Source organism: Streptomyces sp. UF-297 (assembly GCF_058245575.1).
This window is the reverse complement of sequence record NZ_JBSIBZ010000140.1, coordinates 1-16,393: the sequence shown is the minus strand read 5'-3', so window position 1 is coordinate 16,393 and position 16,393 is coordinate 1. Positions and strand designations below refer to the sequence as shown.

The window sequence follows — 16,393 nt, the reverse complement described above, 5'->3', positions numbered from 1 at the left end:
CCCCCCCCCCCCCCCCCCCCCCCCCCCCCCCCCCCCCCCCCCCCCCCCCCCCCCCCCCCCCCCCCGGCCCTGATTGCCGACTAGGCGCGACGCACAGGCGTCATGCGCGCGTCAGTTGTCGTCCTCGTCGATGAGGAACCCGCGCATCGGCGAGGGCGCCTGCTGCATCGGCTGCGGGCCCTGCGGCCGCACCGGCGCCATCGGCTGCGTCATCGCCGGCGACATCTGCTGCTGGCCGCCGTAGGACGGACCGCTGCCGGACGGGCCGCCGTGGCCGCCCATCGACTGGCCGCCGCCCATGGTGTGGCTGCCACCCATGGAGCTCGCGCCCGCCGAGGCCATCGACCCGCTCATCTGGGCCGGCGGCAGCGAAGCGGTCGCCGGGGTACGCGGCGGAGCCAGCGAGTCGTCCGCCTGGTTCTCCAACTGGCGCAGCTGGCTCTCCAAGTAGGACTTCAGTCGCGTGCGGTACTCGCGCTCGAAGCCGCGCAGGTCCTCGACCTTGCGCTCCAGCGTGGCGCGCGCGGACTCCAGCGAGCCCATCGCCACGCGGTGCTTCTCCTGGGCGTCCCGCTCAAGAGCGTCGGCCTTGGCACGCGCGTCGCGCTCCAGACCCTCGGCGCGGCTACGCGCCTCGCCCACAATCTTGTTGGCCTCGGAGCGGGCCTCCGCGATCGCCTGGTCGGCGGTCTGCTGCGCCAGCGAGAGCACGCGGGCGGCGCTGTCGCCGCCCGGGCCCTGGCCCGGCTGCGGCAGCTGCGGGCCGGGGCCGCCCATCGGGCCACCCATCGGACCGCCGGGGCCCATCGGGCCGGGACCGTGCGGACCCTGCGGGCCGTGGCCGCCGGGACCGGCCGGCAACTGCGGCGCGCCACCGGGCAGCTGGGGCGGTCCACCCAGTTGCTGCTGCTGCGGCGGGACCGGCTGCGGACCGGATATGGCGGCGGGCACCGGAGCGCCGGGGCGCTGGTCCTGCTGCTCCTGCTTGCGCATGTTCTGCTGCTGGTTCTGCGCGGCGGCGCGGGTCGCGGCCGCCAGCTTGGCGCGCAGATCCTCGTTCTCCCGCAGCAGGCGGGTCAGTTCGGCTTCGACCTCATCGAGGAAGGCATCGACCTCGTCCTCGTCATAGCCTTCTCGGAGGCGGACGGTCGTGAACTGCTTGTTCCGCACGTCCTCGGGGGTCAACGGCATCTCTTCTTCACCTCAACGTAGTCGTCGGCAATCGGCAAGACCGTATCGTTCACACCAACAACACCGACCTGACGACGGTGATCAGGATGTAGACGATGATCATCAATACGAAGAAGGACAGGTCGAGCGCCACGCCCCCGAGACGCAGCGGCGGAATGAACCGCCGCAGAAGCTTGAGTGGCGGATCAGTGACAGTGTAGGTGGCCTCCAGAACGACCACCATCGCCTTGCCGGGTTGCCATGAACGGGCGAACTGGAACACGTAGTCCATCACCAGCCGGAAGATCAACACGATCAGGAAGCAGTACAACGCGATGTAGATCACCTGACCAGCGATGCTCATCTCGCGCTTCCCTCTCCCCTTGCTTCCGTGTCAGGCCTTCTGGCCCTGGTGTGCCCGGTGTTGCGTCTCAGCTCTGGTTGAAGAACCCGCCCTCTGCGATACGGGCCTTGTCCTCCGCCGTGACATCGACGTTAGCAGGCGACAACAGGAACACCTTCTGCGTCACCCGCTCAATGCTTCCATGCAGACCGAACACCAAACCGGCGGCAAAGTCGACAAGTCGCTTCGCATCCGTGTCGTCCATCTCCGTGAGATTCATGATCACCGGAGTGCCCTCGCGGAAGTGTTCCCCGATGGTACGGGCCTCGTTGTAGGTCCGGGGGTGCAACGTCGTAATGCGGTAGGGCTCACGCTCGGACACGACCTTGGGCATGATCACCGGTGCGTTCTTCTCCAGATTGAGGCGGTCGGGTGTGATGGATGCCACGGGGGCGATTCGTGCGGGTCGTCCGCTTTCTGCGGCCAGCGGAGCCGGTTCGCGCTGCGCCGGAGGCGTCACGACCCGTACGGGTTCCTCCCGTTCGGAGTGCGGCTCCGTCGGCGCCTGGTGCTGCTGCCGCCGCCCCCGCTCGGGCTCCGGGTCAAGCTCGGGCTCGAACTCGTCGTCGGGGTCGAACCCCCGGCCGTCGTACCCATCGTCCTCCACGAGGCCGAGGTAGACCGCCATCTTGCGCATCGCGCCGGCCATTCTCTGCGTCCTCCGCTCTGTGGTGGATCGGCTCCGTCACCGGGTGCCTTGGATCCACTCGGCCTGCCCACCCTTTGGTGGGAATGACCATATTTTGTGCTGTGGTCCGACTTCTTGGCGACGTTACCCGAGCCGTGGTCGGACTCCGAGTACCGCGGTGCCGACGCGTACATGTGTCGCCCCAGCCGCCACGGCTTCATCGAGGTCCGCACTCATACCTGCCGAGACCATGTTCGCAGCAGGATGGGTCGCGCGCAGGCCGGATGAGATTTCCATCAGCCGCTCGAAGGCGGCGAGTTGGCGTCCCGCGTACGGCCCCGCCAGCGGCGCGACCGTCATCAGCCCGTCCAGGCGCAGCCCTTGGGCCGCGGCGATCGCGTCGGCGAGTGCGTCCACACCGTCCGGGGCGATGCCGCCCCGGGCTCCCTGCTGACCCGACTCGGCGTCAAGTGCCACCTGGACAAGGCATCCGAGCTCGCGGCCGGCCCGTACGGCCTCCTTCGACAGCGCGGTGACCAGCTTGAGCCGGTCGACCGACTGCACGATATCGGCATAACCCACCACGGACCGTACCTTGTTCGTCTGCAACTGACCGACGAAGTTCCATTCAAGGGGCAGATCCGAGCATGCCGCGGCCTTGGGAGCCGCGTCCTGGTCGCGGTTCTCCGCGACATGGCGCACGCCGAGTTCCGCGAGCAGCCGGACATCGCTCGCGGGGTAGGTCTTCGTGACCACGATCAGGGTCACTTCTTCGCGCTTGCGACCGGCCTTGGCGCACGCGGTGGAGATACGGTTCTCCACCCGCTCCAGGTTGTCGGCCAGTTCCGTCCTGCGGTCGGTCACAGCTCAGCCTCTCTCCCCTTCGCCGGGACCTGCCCGAGCCATACGTAGCTCGCGAGCCGGCCCGTCGTGCGGTCCCGCCGGTAGGAGAAGTGGTCGGCCGACTCCAGCGTGCAGACCGGGGACCGCTCGCAGATCTCCACGCCGGTACGGGCCAGTTGGGCCCGTACACCGGCCGCCACGTCCACCGCCGGGGTGCCCCAGGAGGTCTCGCCCCACGCCTCGGGGACGGCCTCGGCGACCTCGGCGCGCATCGCCTCGGGCACCTCGTAACAGCGCCCGCAGACCGCGGGTCCGGTGCGCGCGACGATACGGGAGGCCTCGGCGCCCAGCGCGGTCATCGCCCGTACCGTCTCCGGTACGACCCCGGCCACCAGTCCGGGCCGCCCCGCGTGCGCCGCGCCCACGACCCCGGCGACCGGGTCGGCCAGCAGGACGGGGGTGCAGTCGGCGGTCAGGACGGCGAGCGCGAGACCTTGACGGGCGGTCACCACCGCGTCGACACACGGCACATCGTCCGCGTTCCACGGCCCGTCCACCACGGCGACGTCCTTGCCGTGCACCTGGTTCATCCACACCACGGCGCCCGGGTCCAGACCCAGCGCCTTGGCGGCCAGCTCGCGGTTGGCCCGTACGGCCGCGGGGTCGTCCCCCACCGCGCCGCCCAGATTGAGCTCGTCATACGGAGCGGCGCTCACCCCGCCCCACCTGTCGGTGAAAGCGAAGTGCGCGCCGCTCGCGTCGTGCTGTTGCCCTATCACTTCGGGTCTTCGACTACTTCAGGAAGTCGGGGACGTCCAGCTCCTCGGCCGTAGTGTCCGTGTAGGGACGGGCCGGGGGAACCTGCGGCGAGCTGGTGGGCGGCGGCGGGACCTCGCCCATCGCCGGCGACTCGGCCGGGGCCGGCTCCGGGTCGCGCACCGGGACCGAGCCCAGGCCGCCGAAGGACGAGCGGGGCTCGGGCTCCGGAGGGGCCGTACGGCTCGGGGCGGGCGCGGGCTCCTCGCGCTTGGAGGACCCGGCGCTCAGGACGTTGTCGCGACGGGCCGGCGGCTGACCGCCGTCGAAGCCCGCGGCGATGACGGTGACCCGTACCTCGTCGCCCAGCGCGTCGTCGATGACCGCGCCGAAGATGATGTTCGCCTCGGGGTGGGCGGCCTCGCTGACCAGCTGGGCGGCCTCGTTGATCTCGAAGAGACCGAGGTCGGAGCCGCCGGAGATGGACAGCAGCACACCGCGGGCGCCGTCGATGGACGCCTCCAGCAGCGGCGAGGAGATCGCCATCTCGGCCGCGGCCACCGCGCGGTCGTCGCCGCGCGCCGAGCCGATGCCCATGAGCGCCGATCCGGCCTCCGACATCACGGACTTGACGTCGGCGAAGTCGAGGTTGATCAGGCCCGGGGTGGTGATCAGGTCGGTGATGCCCTGGACACCGGAGAGCAGGACCTGGTCGGCCGACTTGAACGCGTCCAGCACGCTGACCTGGCGGTCCGAGATGGACAGCAGCCGGTCGTTGGGGATCACGATGAGGGTGTCGACCTCTTCGCGCAGCTGGGCGATGCCGTCCTCGGCCTGGTTGGCGCGACGGCGGCCCTCGAAGGTGAACGGCCGGGTGACCACACCGATCGTCAGGGCGCCGAGCGAGCGCGCGATGTTGGCGACCACGGGCGCGCCGCCCGTGCCGGTGCCGCCGCCCTCGCCCGCGGTCACGAAGACCATGTCGGCCCCCTTGAGGACCTCCTCGATCTCCTCGCGGTGGTCCTCGGCCGCCTTGCGGCCCACGTCCGGGTTGGCGCCGGCGCCCAGGCCACGGGTCATCTCACGACCGACGTCGAGCTTGACGTCGGCGTCGCTCATCAGCAACGCCTGCGCATCGGTGTTGATCGCGATGAACTCGACGCCCTTGAGCCCGACCTCGATCATCCGGTTGATGGCGTTCACGCCACCGCCGCCGATGCCGACGACCTTGATGACTGCGAGGTAGTTCTGCGGTGCTGCCACGTCGAAGGCCTCTCGCCTCGAGTTACGTGTCGTCGCCTCACACGTGTTGTGGACGCCGACTGATGCCGATGGGACGGTCCGTATTCGCCGACCCGAACCCTAACGTTGAAGTTTAGGGTTACCAGTGCCTGTGTTCCTTGGTTCCACAGTCCCTTTGGAACGAGACACTAAGTCGACAAGTGGCGCACGTTCAACGAACACGCCGAACCTCCCGTTTTTCTTTTCACCCTATGTGATCACCCATAGTGGTAGCCATCCAGGGTGCTGGCCTGCGGGTACGCACGTCAACTCCCCGACGCCGCGGGAGCAGTGGGAGCACTCACATCGAAGTGGCGCGCATCACGCGCCGCTTTCAGCAGCGCGGTGAGCACCTTGGCCTTGACAGCGCCCTGTTCACCGCTCCCCCACTGAACCGTACGACCCCCCGTCAACTCCAGGGTGATGGAGTCGTACGAGCGCACTCGAACAGTCCGTACATCCTTGCGGACGGCTTCGGGAACACCGGACGCTACCCGTACCGCTTCGCGCTGGAGCCGTTGTACGCCAAACCTGCGCAGGCTCGGGGAGTCCTGCGCGGTCAATTCCAGAAGCGGAACGCCCTTGGGGGCGGAGCCGACCGTGGCGAAACGGACGCCGTCTGCGTCCACTTCGTCAAACTTTCCGCCCTTCTTGATGAGGAGTTCAGGCGTTCTCTCGGTCACTTTCAGGCCGATGGTGTTCGGCCAGGATCGCACCACGTCGACGGACTTGATCCGCGGGAACTGGTCCGTCAGCCGTGCGGCGACCGCTTCGGTGTCCACGGAAACGAGGGGCGCGTTCAGCGGTACGGCCGCCGTCCGGATGATCTCATCCGCCGTCAGAACCTTTGTGCCCTCGGCCTTGACGCGCTCCACGCGCAGCCAGGACGAGCCGTACAGGGCCCAGACGGCGAAGGCCGTCAGGAGCGCGGCGGCGACCAGGGCGACGATCAGGGTGCGGCGGCTCGGTGCGCGCCACCGCCGCCCCCTTTTCGTTTTCTTCGCCGTGGATTCTTTCCCTGCGGAGGGCGGGCCGGACGGCGATGACTTCTTCGCGCCGCGCCGGGCGGTCGTCGGTCCGGCCACGCTCCCCTGCTTTCTGTCGTGTCGCTAGCTGTTGCGCTGTGCGATCGCCTCGTACACCATGCCGACCAGCAGTTCGTCGGCGTCCCGGCGGCCGAATTCGGAGGCCGCGCGCGACATCTCGTACAGCCGGTGCGGGTCGGAGAGCACCGGCAGGACGTTGCCCTGCACCCACTCCGGGGTCAGCTGGGCGTCGTCCACCAGCAGTCCGCCGCCGGCGTTGACCACCGGCTGGGCATTGAGCCGCTGTTCGCCGTTGCCGATGGGCAGCGGGACGTAGCAGGCGGGGAGCCCGACGGCGGAGAGTTCGGCGACGGTCATCGCGCCCGCGCGGCAGAGCATCATGTCGGCCGCGGCGTACGCGAGGTCCATCCGGTCCACGTACGGTACCGGCACGTACGGCGGCATCCCGGGCATGTTGTCCACATGCGGCAATTCGTTCTTCGGGCCGACCGCGTGCAGGACCTGGATGCCCGAGCGCTGCAGCGTGGGGACGGCGGCCTGGATGACCTCGTTCAGGCGGCGGGCGCCCTGCGAGCCGCCGGAGACCAGCAGCGTGGGGAGGTTGGGGTCCAGGCCGAAGGCGGCGCGCGCCTCGGGGCGGACGGCCGCCCGGTCCAGGGTGGCGATGGTGCGGCGCAGCGGGATGCCGACGTAGCGGGCGCCGCGCAGCTTGCTCTCGGGGGTGCTGACGGCGACGTACTTGGCGTAGCGCGAGCCGATCTTGTTGGCCAGGCCCGGGCGGGCATTGGCCTCGTGCACGATGATCGGCACGCCCAGCCGCTTGGCGGCCAGATAGCCGGGAAGCGCCACATATCCGCCGAAGCCGACGACGCAGTCCGCCTTCGTGCGCTCCAGGATCTGCTCGGCGGCCTTGATGGTGCCGCGCAGCCGCCCGGGGACGGTGATCAGTTCAGGCGTGGGCTTGCGCGGCAGCGGTACGGCCGGGATCAGGCCGAGTTCGTAGCCCCGCTCGGGAACGAGACGGGTCTCCAGGCCCTTCTCCGTGCCGAGTGCCGTGATCCCCACGGTCGGGTCCTGCCTGCGCAGGGCGTCCGCGAGGGCGAGCGCGGGCTCGATGTGGCCGGCGGTCCCCCCACCGGCGAGTACGACATGCACCGAAATTCACCGCTCTCCGGACGGTCGCTTCTTGACGCGCCGTCTCATCGTCTTCCGTCTCACCCCAGCCAGCTTCTTTGCGAAAACAGGCTGCCGCATGGCCAACGCCGCCCGTGCAGCGGGCTCATCTCGCGCGAAAGCGATCAGGAGCCCGATGGCGAACATCGTCGGCAGCAGGGCGGAGCCTCCGTAGGAGAACAGCGGGAGCGGGACACCGGCGATCGGCAACAGGCCGAGCACCGCACCGATGTTGACCACGGCCTGGGCCGTGATCCAGGTGGTCACGCCTCCCGCGGCGTACCTCACGAAGGGGTCCTCCGTGCGTCCGGCCACGCGGATACCCGCATAGCCTAGAGCCGCGAAGAGGGCGAGCACCGACAGCGTCCCCGCCAGCCCCAGTTCCTCCCCGGTGATGGCGAAGATGAAGTCGGTGTGCGGTTCAGGGAGTTCACCCCATTTTTCCATACTCGCGCCGAGCCCGGAACCGAAGAATCCGCCGGAGGAGAGCGCGTAGATCCCGTGCACCGCCTGCCAGCACGCGTCGCCGGGTCCGGGATCGTCGGCGAGGATGCAGCCGAGCCGGGCCATACGGTTGGGGCTCGTCTTGATCAGCAGAATCCCTATGACCGCGGCGGAGCCGAGCACGCCCGCGAACAGCCGGGTGGGGGCACCGGCCACCCACAGCAGCCCGAAGAGGATCGCGGTGAGAATGATCGCGGTACCCATGTCGCCGCCCAGCATGATCAGGCCGAGCAGCAGGAACGCCACCGGGATCAGCGGGACCAGCAGGTGCTTCCACTGGGCGAGCAGCCTCTTGTCCTGCTTGCGGGCCAGCAGGTCGGCGCCCCACAGCACCAGCGCGAGCTTCCCGAACTCGCTGGGTTGCATCTGGAAAGGCCCGCCCAGATTGATCCAGTTCTGGTTGCCGTTGACCGCGACCCCTATCCCCGGGATCTGCACCAGGCACATCAAGAAGACCGAGCCGGCCAGCAGCGGGTAGGACAGCGCGCGGTGCAGCCGTACCGGCAGCCGTGAGGCGATCAGCAGCAGACCGCCGCCGAGCACGGCGGCCAGCAGCTGTTTGCGGAAGAAGAAGGTCGGCGCCAGGCCGCTCTGCAGCGCCTTGATCTGCGAGGCCGAGTAGACCATCACCAGACCCAGCACGGTGATCAGCAGGCTGCCGCCGAGGATCAGGTAGTAGGCGGTGAGCGGGCGGTCCCAGGCCCGCTTCACTTGTGCGTACAGGCGCCGGGGGCCGCCGGAGGAGCGGCCTGCCCGCGGCGGCCGGCGGCCGGAGCCGGTCCGGCGCGCCGGGCGCGGCGGTGCCGTCTTCGCCGATCGGGCCGTCATCCTCGTCCCCTCCACGGGTGTGCCGCGCCGTACGTCCTCGACGGCGGCGGGGACGTACGGACTACTGGTCCTGACCGGCCGGGAGTTCCCGGACCGCTTCGGCGAAGGCCTCGCCCCGCTTGTTGTAGTTGAGATACATGTCCATCGAGGCGCAGGCCGGGGCCAGCAGGACCGTATCGCCCGGCCGGGCCAGACGCGTCGCTTCCCGCACGGCCTCGGACATCGCCCCAGTGTCGGTCCGCTCGAGGTCGACGACCGGGACATCCGGGGCGTGTCGCGACAAGGCATCACGAATCAGGGCACGGTCGGCGCCGATGAGGACCACACCGCGCAGCCGCTCCGCCGAGGTGCGCACCAGGTCGTCGAAGGTCGCGCCCTTGGCCAGGCCTCCGGCGATCCAGACGATGTGCTCGTACGCCGCCAACGACGCCTCGGCGGCGTGGGTGTTGGTGGCCTTGGAGTCGTCGATGTAGGTGACTGCGGCGCGCTCCGCGATGTGCTGGATGCGGTGCGGGTCCGGGTGGAAGGCGCGCAGCCCGTCGCGTACGGACTCCGGCCGCACGCCGAACGCGCGGGCCAGGGCCGCCGCCGCGAGGGCGTTGGCGATGTTGTGCGGCGCCGCGGGTCCCGAGCCGGGGGCGATGTCGGACACCTCCGCCAGCTCCTGGGCCTGCTGGTGGCGGTACTGGACGAAGGCGCGGTCCACGAGGATGCCCTCGACGACGCCCAGCTGCGAGGGCCCCGGAGTGCCGAGGGTGAAGCCGATGGCACGGCAGCCCTCCTCGACATCGGCCTCGCGGACCAGGTCCTCGGTCACCTGGTCGGCCACGTTGTAGACGCAGGCGACGGTGTTGCCCTCGTAGATGCGGCCCTTGTCGGCGGCGTAGGCCTCCATGGAGCCGTGCCAGTCCAGGTGGTCGGGCGCGAGGTTGAGGACGGCGGCGGAGTGGGCGCGCAGGGACGGCGCCCAGTGCAGCTGGTAGCTGGACAGCTCCACGGCCAGGACGTCGTAGGGCTCCTCCGCGAGGACGACGTCGATGATCGGGGTGCCGATGTTGCCGACCGCCGCGGTCCGCAGGCCCTCGGCCTCCAGGATGGAGGCCAGCATCCGGGTCGTGGTGGTCTTGCCGTTGGTGCCGGTGACCGCGAGCCAGGGCGCTGCCTTGCGGCCGCCCTCGCCGCGCAGCCGCCAGGCGATCTCCACATCGCCGACGACCTCGACGCCCGCCTCGGCGGCGGCCGCGAACAGCGGGCTGCCGGGCTGCCAGCCGGGCGAGGTGACGACCAGGCCGGTGCCCTCGGGCAGGGTGTCGCCGTCGCCGAGGCGGACGGTGATCCCTTCCGCCTCCAGGGCGGCGGCCCCGGCGCGCTGCTTGTCGCCGTCGCCGCCGTCCACGACCGTGACCAGGGCGCCGCGGGCGGCCAGGGCGCGGGCGGCGCTGGTGCCGCTCACGCCCAGGCCCGCGACGGTGACGCGCATCCCGGAGAAGTCCTGCGGGGTCACTTCGCCGCCTGCCATCCGCCGTAGAAGATGCCCAGGCCCACGATCACGCACATGCCCTGGATGATCCAGAAGCGGACCACGACAAGGACTTCGGACCACCCCTTGAGTTCGAAGTGGTGCTGTAGTGGCGCCATCCGGAAGACGCGCTTGCCGGTGAGCCGGAAGGATCCGACCTGAATGACCACGGACATGGTGATCAGGACGAACAGACCGCCCAGGACCGCCAGCAGCAGCTCCGTACGGGAGCAGATGGCCAGACCCGCCAGCGCGCCGCCCAGGGCCAGCGAGCCGGTGTCACCCATGAAGATCTTGGCGGGTGAGGTGTTCCACCACAGGAAGCCGAAGCAGGCGCCCATCAGAGCCGAGGCGACGACCGCGAGGTCGAGCGGGTCGCGGACCTCGTAACAGCCGGGTCCGGCCGTCAGCTGGTTGGCGCAGGACTCCTGGTACTGCCAGATGCCGATGAAGGTGTACGCGCCGAAGACCATCACCGAGGCGCCGGTGGCCAGGCCGTCCAGGCCGTCGGTGAGGTTCACGCCGTTGGACATCGCCAGGATCATGAACAGCGCCCAGATCACGAAGATCACGGGGCCGACCGACCAGCCGAAGTCCTGGGTGAAGGAGAGCCGGTCGGAGGCCGGCGTCTGCCCGCGCGCGTCGGCGAACTGCAGCGAGAGCACCGCGAAGGCGATACCGACGATCAGCTGTCCGGCCATCTTCGCCTTGGCCCGCAGGCCCAGCGAACGCTGCTTGACGATCTTGATGTAGTCGTCGAGGAAGCCCACCAGGCCCATGCCGGCCATCAGGAACAGCACCAGCACACCGGAGAAGGTGGGGTCGCTGCTCGTGATGACCTTGGTCAGCGCGTACGCGATGATCGTGGCCAGGATGAAGGCGATACCGCCCATGGTGGGCGTACCGCGCTTGCTGTGGTGCTCGCGCGGGCCGTCGTCACGGATGAACTGGCCGTAGCCCTTGCGGGCGAGGAACTTGATCAGCAGCGGGGTGCCGATCAGGGTCAGGAAGAGCCCGATCATTCCGGAGAAGAGGATCTGCTTCATCGTGTTCATCGGGCGGCGGCCCCGCCCATGTCCCCTTCGCCGTCCAGCAGTGCTGCGGCAACCCGCTCCAGGCCGACCGACCTGGACGCCTTCACCAGCACGACGTCTCCCGGCTGCAGCTCACTGCGCAGCAGGTCGATCGCCGCCCGCGCGTCGGACACGTGCACCGACTCCTCACCCCACGAACCCTCGTTCTTGGCACCCATGTCGAGCCAGGCTGCTTCCCTGCCGCCGACCGCCACGAGCTTGCTGACGTTGAGCCGGACGACCAGGCGCCCGACCGCGTCGTGTTCGGCGAGCGACTCCTCGCCGAGCTCGGCCATCTCACCGAGCACCGCCCACGTACGGCCCCCCTTTGCCCGAGGGGCTTGGCCCATCGCCACGAGCGCGCGGAGCGCGGCGCGCATGGAGTCCGGGTTCGCGTTGTAGGCGTCGTTGACGACCGTCACGCCGTCCGCGCGCTCGGTGACCTCCATCCGCCACCGGGAGAGCGTGCCGGCTTCGGAGAGCGCCGCGGCGATCTCCTCTACGGGCATGCCCGACTCGTGGGCGACGGCGGCCGCGGCGAGCGCGTTCGACACGTGGTGCTCACCGTACAGCCGCATGGTCACCTCGCTGCACCCGGAGGGTGTGTGAAGCGTGAAGGACGGCTGTCCGCGCTCACCGAGCCGGACATTCTCGGCACGTACGTCGGCGTCCGCGGCCTCGCCGAACAGGACCGTACGGGCCTTCGTGCGGGCTGCCATGGCGCGTACGTAGGGGTCGTCCGCGTTGAGCACGGCCAGGCCGCCCTCGCTCTCCGGCGGCAGGACCTCCACCAGCTCGCCCTTGGCCTCGGCGATCTGCTCACGGCCGCCGAACTCGCCGATGTGGGCGGTGCCGACGTTGAGCACGACGCCGATCCTCGGCGGGGTCAGCCCGGCGAGGTAGCGGATGTGGCCGATGCCGCGGGCGCCCATCTCCAGGACGAGGTGGCGGGTGTCCGCGTCGGCGCGCAGCGCGGTCAGCGGCAGGCCGATCTCGTTGTTGAAGGAGCCGGGGGGCCACACGGTGGGGCCCTGGCGCTGGAGCAGCTGGGCGATCAGGTCTTTGGTGCTGGTCTTGCCGGCCGAGCCGGTGAGCGCCACGACGCTGGTGCCCAGGCGCTCGACGACGGTGCGGGCCAGGGCGCCGAGCGCGGCGACGACGTCGTCGACCACGATCGCCGGGACACCCACGGGGCGGGCGGCCAGTACGGCTGCCGCGCCCGCCTCAACAGCGCGCTGCGCGAAGTCGTGGCCGTCGACTCTCTCGCCCGCGAAGGCGGCGAACAGGCTGCCGGGGCACACCTGGCGGGAGTCGATCACGACAGGCCCGGTCACCTGGACCTGCGGGTCCGGTATGTCGTGCTGCTGCCCGCCGACGATGCTCGCGATCTCGGCGAGGGACAGGGAGATCACAGGTCACCTCCGGCCGTGGGCAGGAGGTGCCGTTCGAAGGGTTTTGCGCGCATGGCGGTGTGTCATCCCTGGTGATTGGGCTGCTGCGACGTCATCGAGGCCGTAATGGCCTCGCGCAGCACCTGGCGGTCGTCGAAGGGCCGGACCACTCCGGCGATGTCCTGGCCCTGCTCGTGGCCCTTGCCCGCGACGATCACGGTGTCGCCGGGCTCGGCGCGGGCGACGGCGGCGGCGATGGCCGCGGCCCGCTCCTCCTCGACCAGTACGGTGCCGCGCTCGTGCGAGGGCACCTCGGCGGCGCCCGCGAGCATGGTGGCCAGGATCGCGAGGGGGTCCTCGGATCGGGGGTTGTCGCTGGTCAGCACTGCGGTGTCGGCGAGGCGCGCGAGGGCGGCACCCATCGGGGCCCGCTTGGTGCGGTCGCGGTCGCCGCCGCAGCCGAGCACGGCGTGGATGCGGCCCTCGGTGACCTTGCGCAGCGCGCGCAGGACCGATTCGACGGCGTCGGTCTTGTGCGCGTAGTCGACCACGGCGAGGTAGGGCTGGCCGGCGTCCACGCGCTCCAGGCGGCCGGGGACACCGGGCACCGCGGCGACGCCGTCGGCGGCGGTCTGCGGGTCGACGCCGGCGACGACCAGGGCCGTGATGGCGGCGAGCGCGTTGGCGACGTTGAAGGGCCCGGCGATCGGGGAGGCGGCGCGTACGGTCTCGCCGGCCGGGCCGAGGACGGTGAAGGTCGAGCCGAGCGCGCCGACCTCGACGTCGGCGGCGCGCCAGTCGGCGTCCGGGTGGCCCTCGGCGGAGAAGGTGGTGACCGGGACCTCCGACTGGGTCACCAGGCGCCTGCCGTACTCGTCGTCGAGGTTGACGACGCCGGCGCGGCTGCGGGCCTTGGTGAACAGCTGGGCCTTGGCCTGGAAGTAGTCCTCCATGCCGGAGTGGAACTCCATGTGCTCCGGGCTGAGGTTGTTGAAGATCGCGACGTCGAAGACGCAGCCGTCGACACGGCCCAGGACCAGCGCGTGGCTGGAGACCTCCATGGCGACCGAGCGCACACCGCGCTCGCGCATCACCGCGAACAGCGCCTGGAGGTCGGTGGCCTCGGGGGTGGTGCGCTCCGACTTCAGCCGCTCGTCGCCGATACGGGACTCCACCGTGCCGATCAGGCCGGTCAGCCCACCTGCAGCCCGCAGCCCGCCTTCGATGAGGTACGCGGTGGTGGTCTTGCCGGAGGTCCCGGTGATGCCGATCTGGAGGAGGTCCTCGCCCGGGTTGCCGTAGATCGTGGCGGCCAGCGCTCCCATACGGGCACGGGGGCCGTCCACGACCAGGACGGGCAGGCCGGTGGCCGCGGCGCGCTCGGCGCCCGCCGGGTCGGTCAGCACCGCGGCGGCGCCGAGGTCGGCGGCCTGGGCGGCGAAGTCGGCGCCGTGGAAACGGGCGCCGGGCAGGGCGGCGTAGACGTCACCGGGGCGTACCGCCCGGGAGTCGTGGGTGATGCCGGTGACTGCGGCTGCGGAGGCCGGAGCCGGGGTGCCCAGTTGCTCTGCCAGATCCGCCAGGGGGATGGGGCGGACCTGCTCGGGGCGGGGCGCTCCGGGGTATTTGCCGGAGGCGTCCTTCTGGGCTTGGGGGGACTGATCAGCGTGTGACACGGCGGTGAGCGTACCGGGCGCAGTGGCCTCGGAGCGAAGTGAGGGCGCCGCGCAGGAGCGGTTCCCGGGGTCGGGGGTGATGGTTGTCACGGCACTGCCCCTTATCCGGACGAGCCCGGCGTGAAGGTGACGGGCAGGCGCGGGGGCTGGGCGCCGCTGGGCGGGATCTGGAGGGTCTTGAGCGCGAATTCCATGACCTGCTTGTAGATCGGGCCGCAGATCTGGCCGCCGAAGTAGCTGCCCTTGGTGGGGTTCTGGACCGCGCAGTAGACGGTGAGACGGGGCTTGTCGGCGGGGGCGAAGCCGGCGAAGGAGGCGGTGTAGCCGCGGTAGCGGCCGGTCTTGGGGTCCACCCGGTTGGACGTGCCGGTCTTACCGCCGACCCGGTATCCCTCGATCTTCGCCTTGGCGCCGGTGCCCTCCCGGTCGTCGACCACCGATTCCAGCATGGTGGCCAGGGTCTTGGCGGTCTTCTCGCTGACCACGCGGCTCTTCTTGGGCGCGGGCGCGGGGACGTACTGGCCGTCCGGTCCCGTGGTGCCCCGTACGAGCGTGGGGTCGATCCGCTCGCCGCCGTTGGCGATCGTGGAGTAGACGGACGCGGCCTGGACGGCGTTGAGGGAGAGACCCTGGCCGAAGGGGATCGTGTACTGCTGCGAGGTGCTCCACTTCTGCGGCGGGGCCAGGATGCCCGGTGTCTCGCCGGGGAAACCGAGCCCCGTCGGCTTCCCGATGCCGAATTTGCGCAGGTAGGAGTGGAGAACCGCGTTGGCGTCCTTGCGGGTCCTGCCCAGCTGTTCGGTCGCCAGGATCGTGCCGATGTTGCTGGACTTGGCGAGTACGCCGTTGAGCGTGAGGTACCAGGTGGGGTGGTCGATGTCGTCCGAAAACAGCCGGTCGCCGCGGTGCAGGCGGTTGGGGACGGTGACGCGGGTGGCGGGTGTGGCCGCCCCCTCCTCCAGTACGGCGGCCATCGACATCAGCTTGCTGGTGGAGCCGGGCTCGTAGGCGTCCGAGAGGGCGGCGTTGCCCAGTGCGGCCGGGTCGGCCTTGGAGATGTCGTTGGGGTCGAAGCCGGGGGCGTTGGCCAGCGCCAGGATCTCGCCGGTCCTGGTGTCCTGGACGACGACATAGCCGCGGTCGGCGCGGGACTCGGCGACCTGCTTGGTGATGGCCTGCTGCGCCGCCCACTGGATGTCGCGGTCCAAGGTCAGCTCGATGTCGGTGCCGGGGACGGCGGGGTGCTCCTGGGCGTCGGCGGTGGGCACCCGGCGGCCGTTGGACTGGGCGTAGACGAGCTTGCCGTCGGTGCCCGCGAGTTCCTTGTCCAGCTGGGCTTCCAGGCCGCCGGAGCCCTTGCCGTCGGCGTTGACGAAGCCCAGGACGCCGGAGGCGAGGTCCTTGTTGGGGTAGATGCGCTTGCGGTGCTTGTCCGCGAAGATCCCGGACAGGACGCTGGGGCGCACCTTGCGCTTGGCGGCCCTGGCCTCCTTGCGCTCCTTGGCGTCCAGGGTGCTGCGCAGGTCCTTGATCTGCTTCCACACCTGCGGCGTCTGCTGCTTGGACAGCAGGGCGTAGCGGGACTGCGCCCTGGAGAGCTTCTTGGCCAGCTCCCCCTGCTCCTCGCCCAGCATCGGCGCGAGGAGGGCCGCGGCCTGGCGCGGGGCGTCGGGGACCTGGGCCTTGTCGGGCGCGAGCAGGCTGGGGTCGGCGGTGATGTCGTACGCGTCCACGGTGGTGGCCAGGTCCACGCCGTCCCGGTCGGTGATCGCGCCGCGTTCGGCCGCGAGCTTGACGGGGACGTAGCGGTTCTCGTTGGCCTTGGCGGCGTACGCGCTGGCGTCCACGGCCTGCACCTGGAAGAGGCGCACGACGAAGACCATCAGGACCAGGGTCAGCCCGAGGGAGACCAGGCGCAGCCGGGGGCGCGGGCTGCCCAGGCGGATGGCGGCGGAGCCGGAACGGGGACGGGGCGGGCGCGGCGCGGGTCGCTTGGCGGCGGGGCGGGCCGCCGCGGGGCGCGGCCGCCCTTCGCCGCGCGGTCGCGCGGGGCCCGGCACCCGGCGTCGCGGGTCCTTGGGGGAACTCGGCACGTCGTCACC

The 16,393-nt window shown here is 70.6% G+C and carries 14 protein-coding genes; all 14 read right to left on the bottom strand.

The genetic code is table 11. The annotated features are described in order from the left end of the window. Positions 1-111 precede the first annotated feature (111 nt). Entirely contained in the window at positions 112-1,191 is a 1,080-nt protein-coding gene (locus AC4IJH_RS41360; protein ID WP_490857191.1) for a DivIVA domain-containing protein, read from the bottom strand. A gap of 49 nt (positions 1,192-1,240) precedes the next feature. Next, complete coding sequence (locus AC4IJH_RS41355) at positions 1,241-1,534, bottom strand: YggT family protein (protein ID WP_490857190.1); 294 nt, start codon at positions 1,532-1,534, stop codon at positions 1,241-1,243. A 67-nt stretch (positions 1,535-1,601) separates the two neighbouring features. Next, positions 1,602-2,222 carry a cell division protein SepF gene (locus tag AC4IJH_RS41350; protein ID WP_490857189.1) on the bottom strand — a complete coding sequence of 207 codons (621 nt, stop codon included), beginning with the start codon at positions 2,220-2,222 and terminating at the stop codon, positions 1,602-1,604. Between the two features lie 123 nt (positions 2,223-2,345). Then, positions 2,346-3,065, bottom strand: a complete 720-nt coding sequence (locus tag AC4IJH_RS41345) for a YggS family pyridoxal phosphate-dependent enzyme (RefSeq protein ID WP_490857188.1) — start codon at positions 3,063-3,065, stop codon at positions 2,346-2,348. Further along, positions 3,062-3,823 carry a peptidoglycan editing factor PgeF gene (gene pgeF, locus AC4IJH_RS41340; RefSeq protein ID WP_490857187.1) on the bottom strand — a complete coding sequence of 254 codons (762 nt, stop codon included), beginning with the start codon at positions 3,821-3,823 and terminating at the stop codon, positions 3,062-3,064. Before pgeF ends, AC4IJH_RS41345 begins: the two co-directional genes overlap by 4 nt. 13 nt (positions 3,824-3,836) lie before the next feature. Then, a complete protein-coding gene (gene ftsZ / locus AC4IJH_RS41335) occupies positions 3,837-5,063 on the bottom strand; it encodes a cell division protein FtsZ (protein WP_490857186.1) in 1,227 nt (408 codons plus the stop codon). Between the two features lie 284 nt (positions 5,064-5,347). Further along, a complete protein-coding gene (locus tag AC4IJH_RS41330) occupies positions 5,348-6,166 on the bottom strand; it encodes a cell division protein FtsQ/DivIB (protein WP_490857185.1) in 819 nt (272 codons plus the stop codon). Between the two features lie 24 nt (positions 6,167-6,190). After that, on the bottom strand, positions 6,191-7,282 hold the full coding sequence (gene murG / locus AC4IJH_RS41325; RefSeq protein ID WP_490857184.1) for an undecaprenyldiphospho-muramoylpentapeptide beta-N-acetylglucosaminyltransferase: 1,092 nt from the start codon (positions 7,280-7,282) through the stop codon (positions 6,191-6,193). 6 nt (positions 7,283-7,288) lie between these two features. Next, a complete protein-coding gene (gene ftsW, locus AC4IJH_RS41320) occupies positions 7,289-8,632 on the bottom strand; it encodes a putative lipid II flippase FtsW (RefSeq protein WP_490857183.1) in 1,344 nt (447 codons plus the stop codon). A 61-nt stretch (positions 8,633-8,693) separates the two neighbouring features. Continuing rightward, positions 8,694-10,151 carry a UDP-N-acetylmuramoyl-L-alanine--D-glutamate ligase gene (gene murD, locus AC4IJH_RS41315; RefSeq protein WP_490857182.1) on the bottom strand — a complete coding sequence of 486 codons (1,458 nt, stop codon included), beginning with the start codon at positions 10,149-10,151 and terminating at the stop codon, positions 8,694-8,696. Further along, positions 10,133-11,197, bottom strand: coding sequence for a phospho-N-acetylmuramoyl-pentapeptide-transferase (gene mraY, locus AC4IJH_RS41310; protein ID WP_490857193.1), 1,065 nt, complete (start codon positions 11,195-11,197; stop codon positions 10,133-10,135). The genes murD and mraY overlap by 19 nt, the downstream gene beginning before the upstream one ends. Before the next feature lie 5 nt (positions 11,198-11,202). Continuing rightward, positions 11,203-12,636 (bottom strand): UDP-N-acetylmuramoyl-tripeptide--D-alanyl-D-alanine ligase, encoded by a 1,434-nt coding sequence (locus tag AC4IJH_RS41305; protein ID WP_490857181.1) that lies wholly within the window; start codon positions 12,634-12,636, stop codon positions 11,203-11,205. 62 nt (positions 12,637-12,698) lie between these two features. After that, positions 12,699-14,381: a UDP-N-acetylmuramoyl-L-alanyl-D-glutamate--2,6-diaminopimelate ligase gene (locus AC4IJH_RS41300; RefSeq protein ID WP_490857180.1), complete on the bottom strand. Its 1,683-nt coding sequence runs from the start codon at positions 14,379-14,381 to the stop codon at positions 12,699-12,701. A gap of 11 nt (positions 14,382-14,392) precedes the next feature. Next, entirely contained in the window at positions 14,393-16,384 is a 1,992-nt protein-coding gene (locus tag AC4IJH_RS41295) for a peptidoglycan D,D-transpeptidase FtsI family protein (protein ID WP_490857192.1), read from the bottom strand. Between the last annotated feature and the right edge of the window lie 9 nt (positions 16,385-16,393).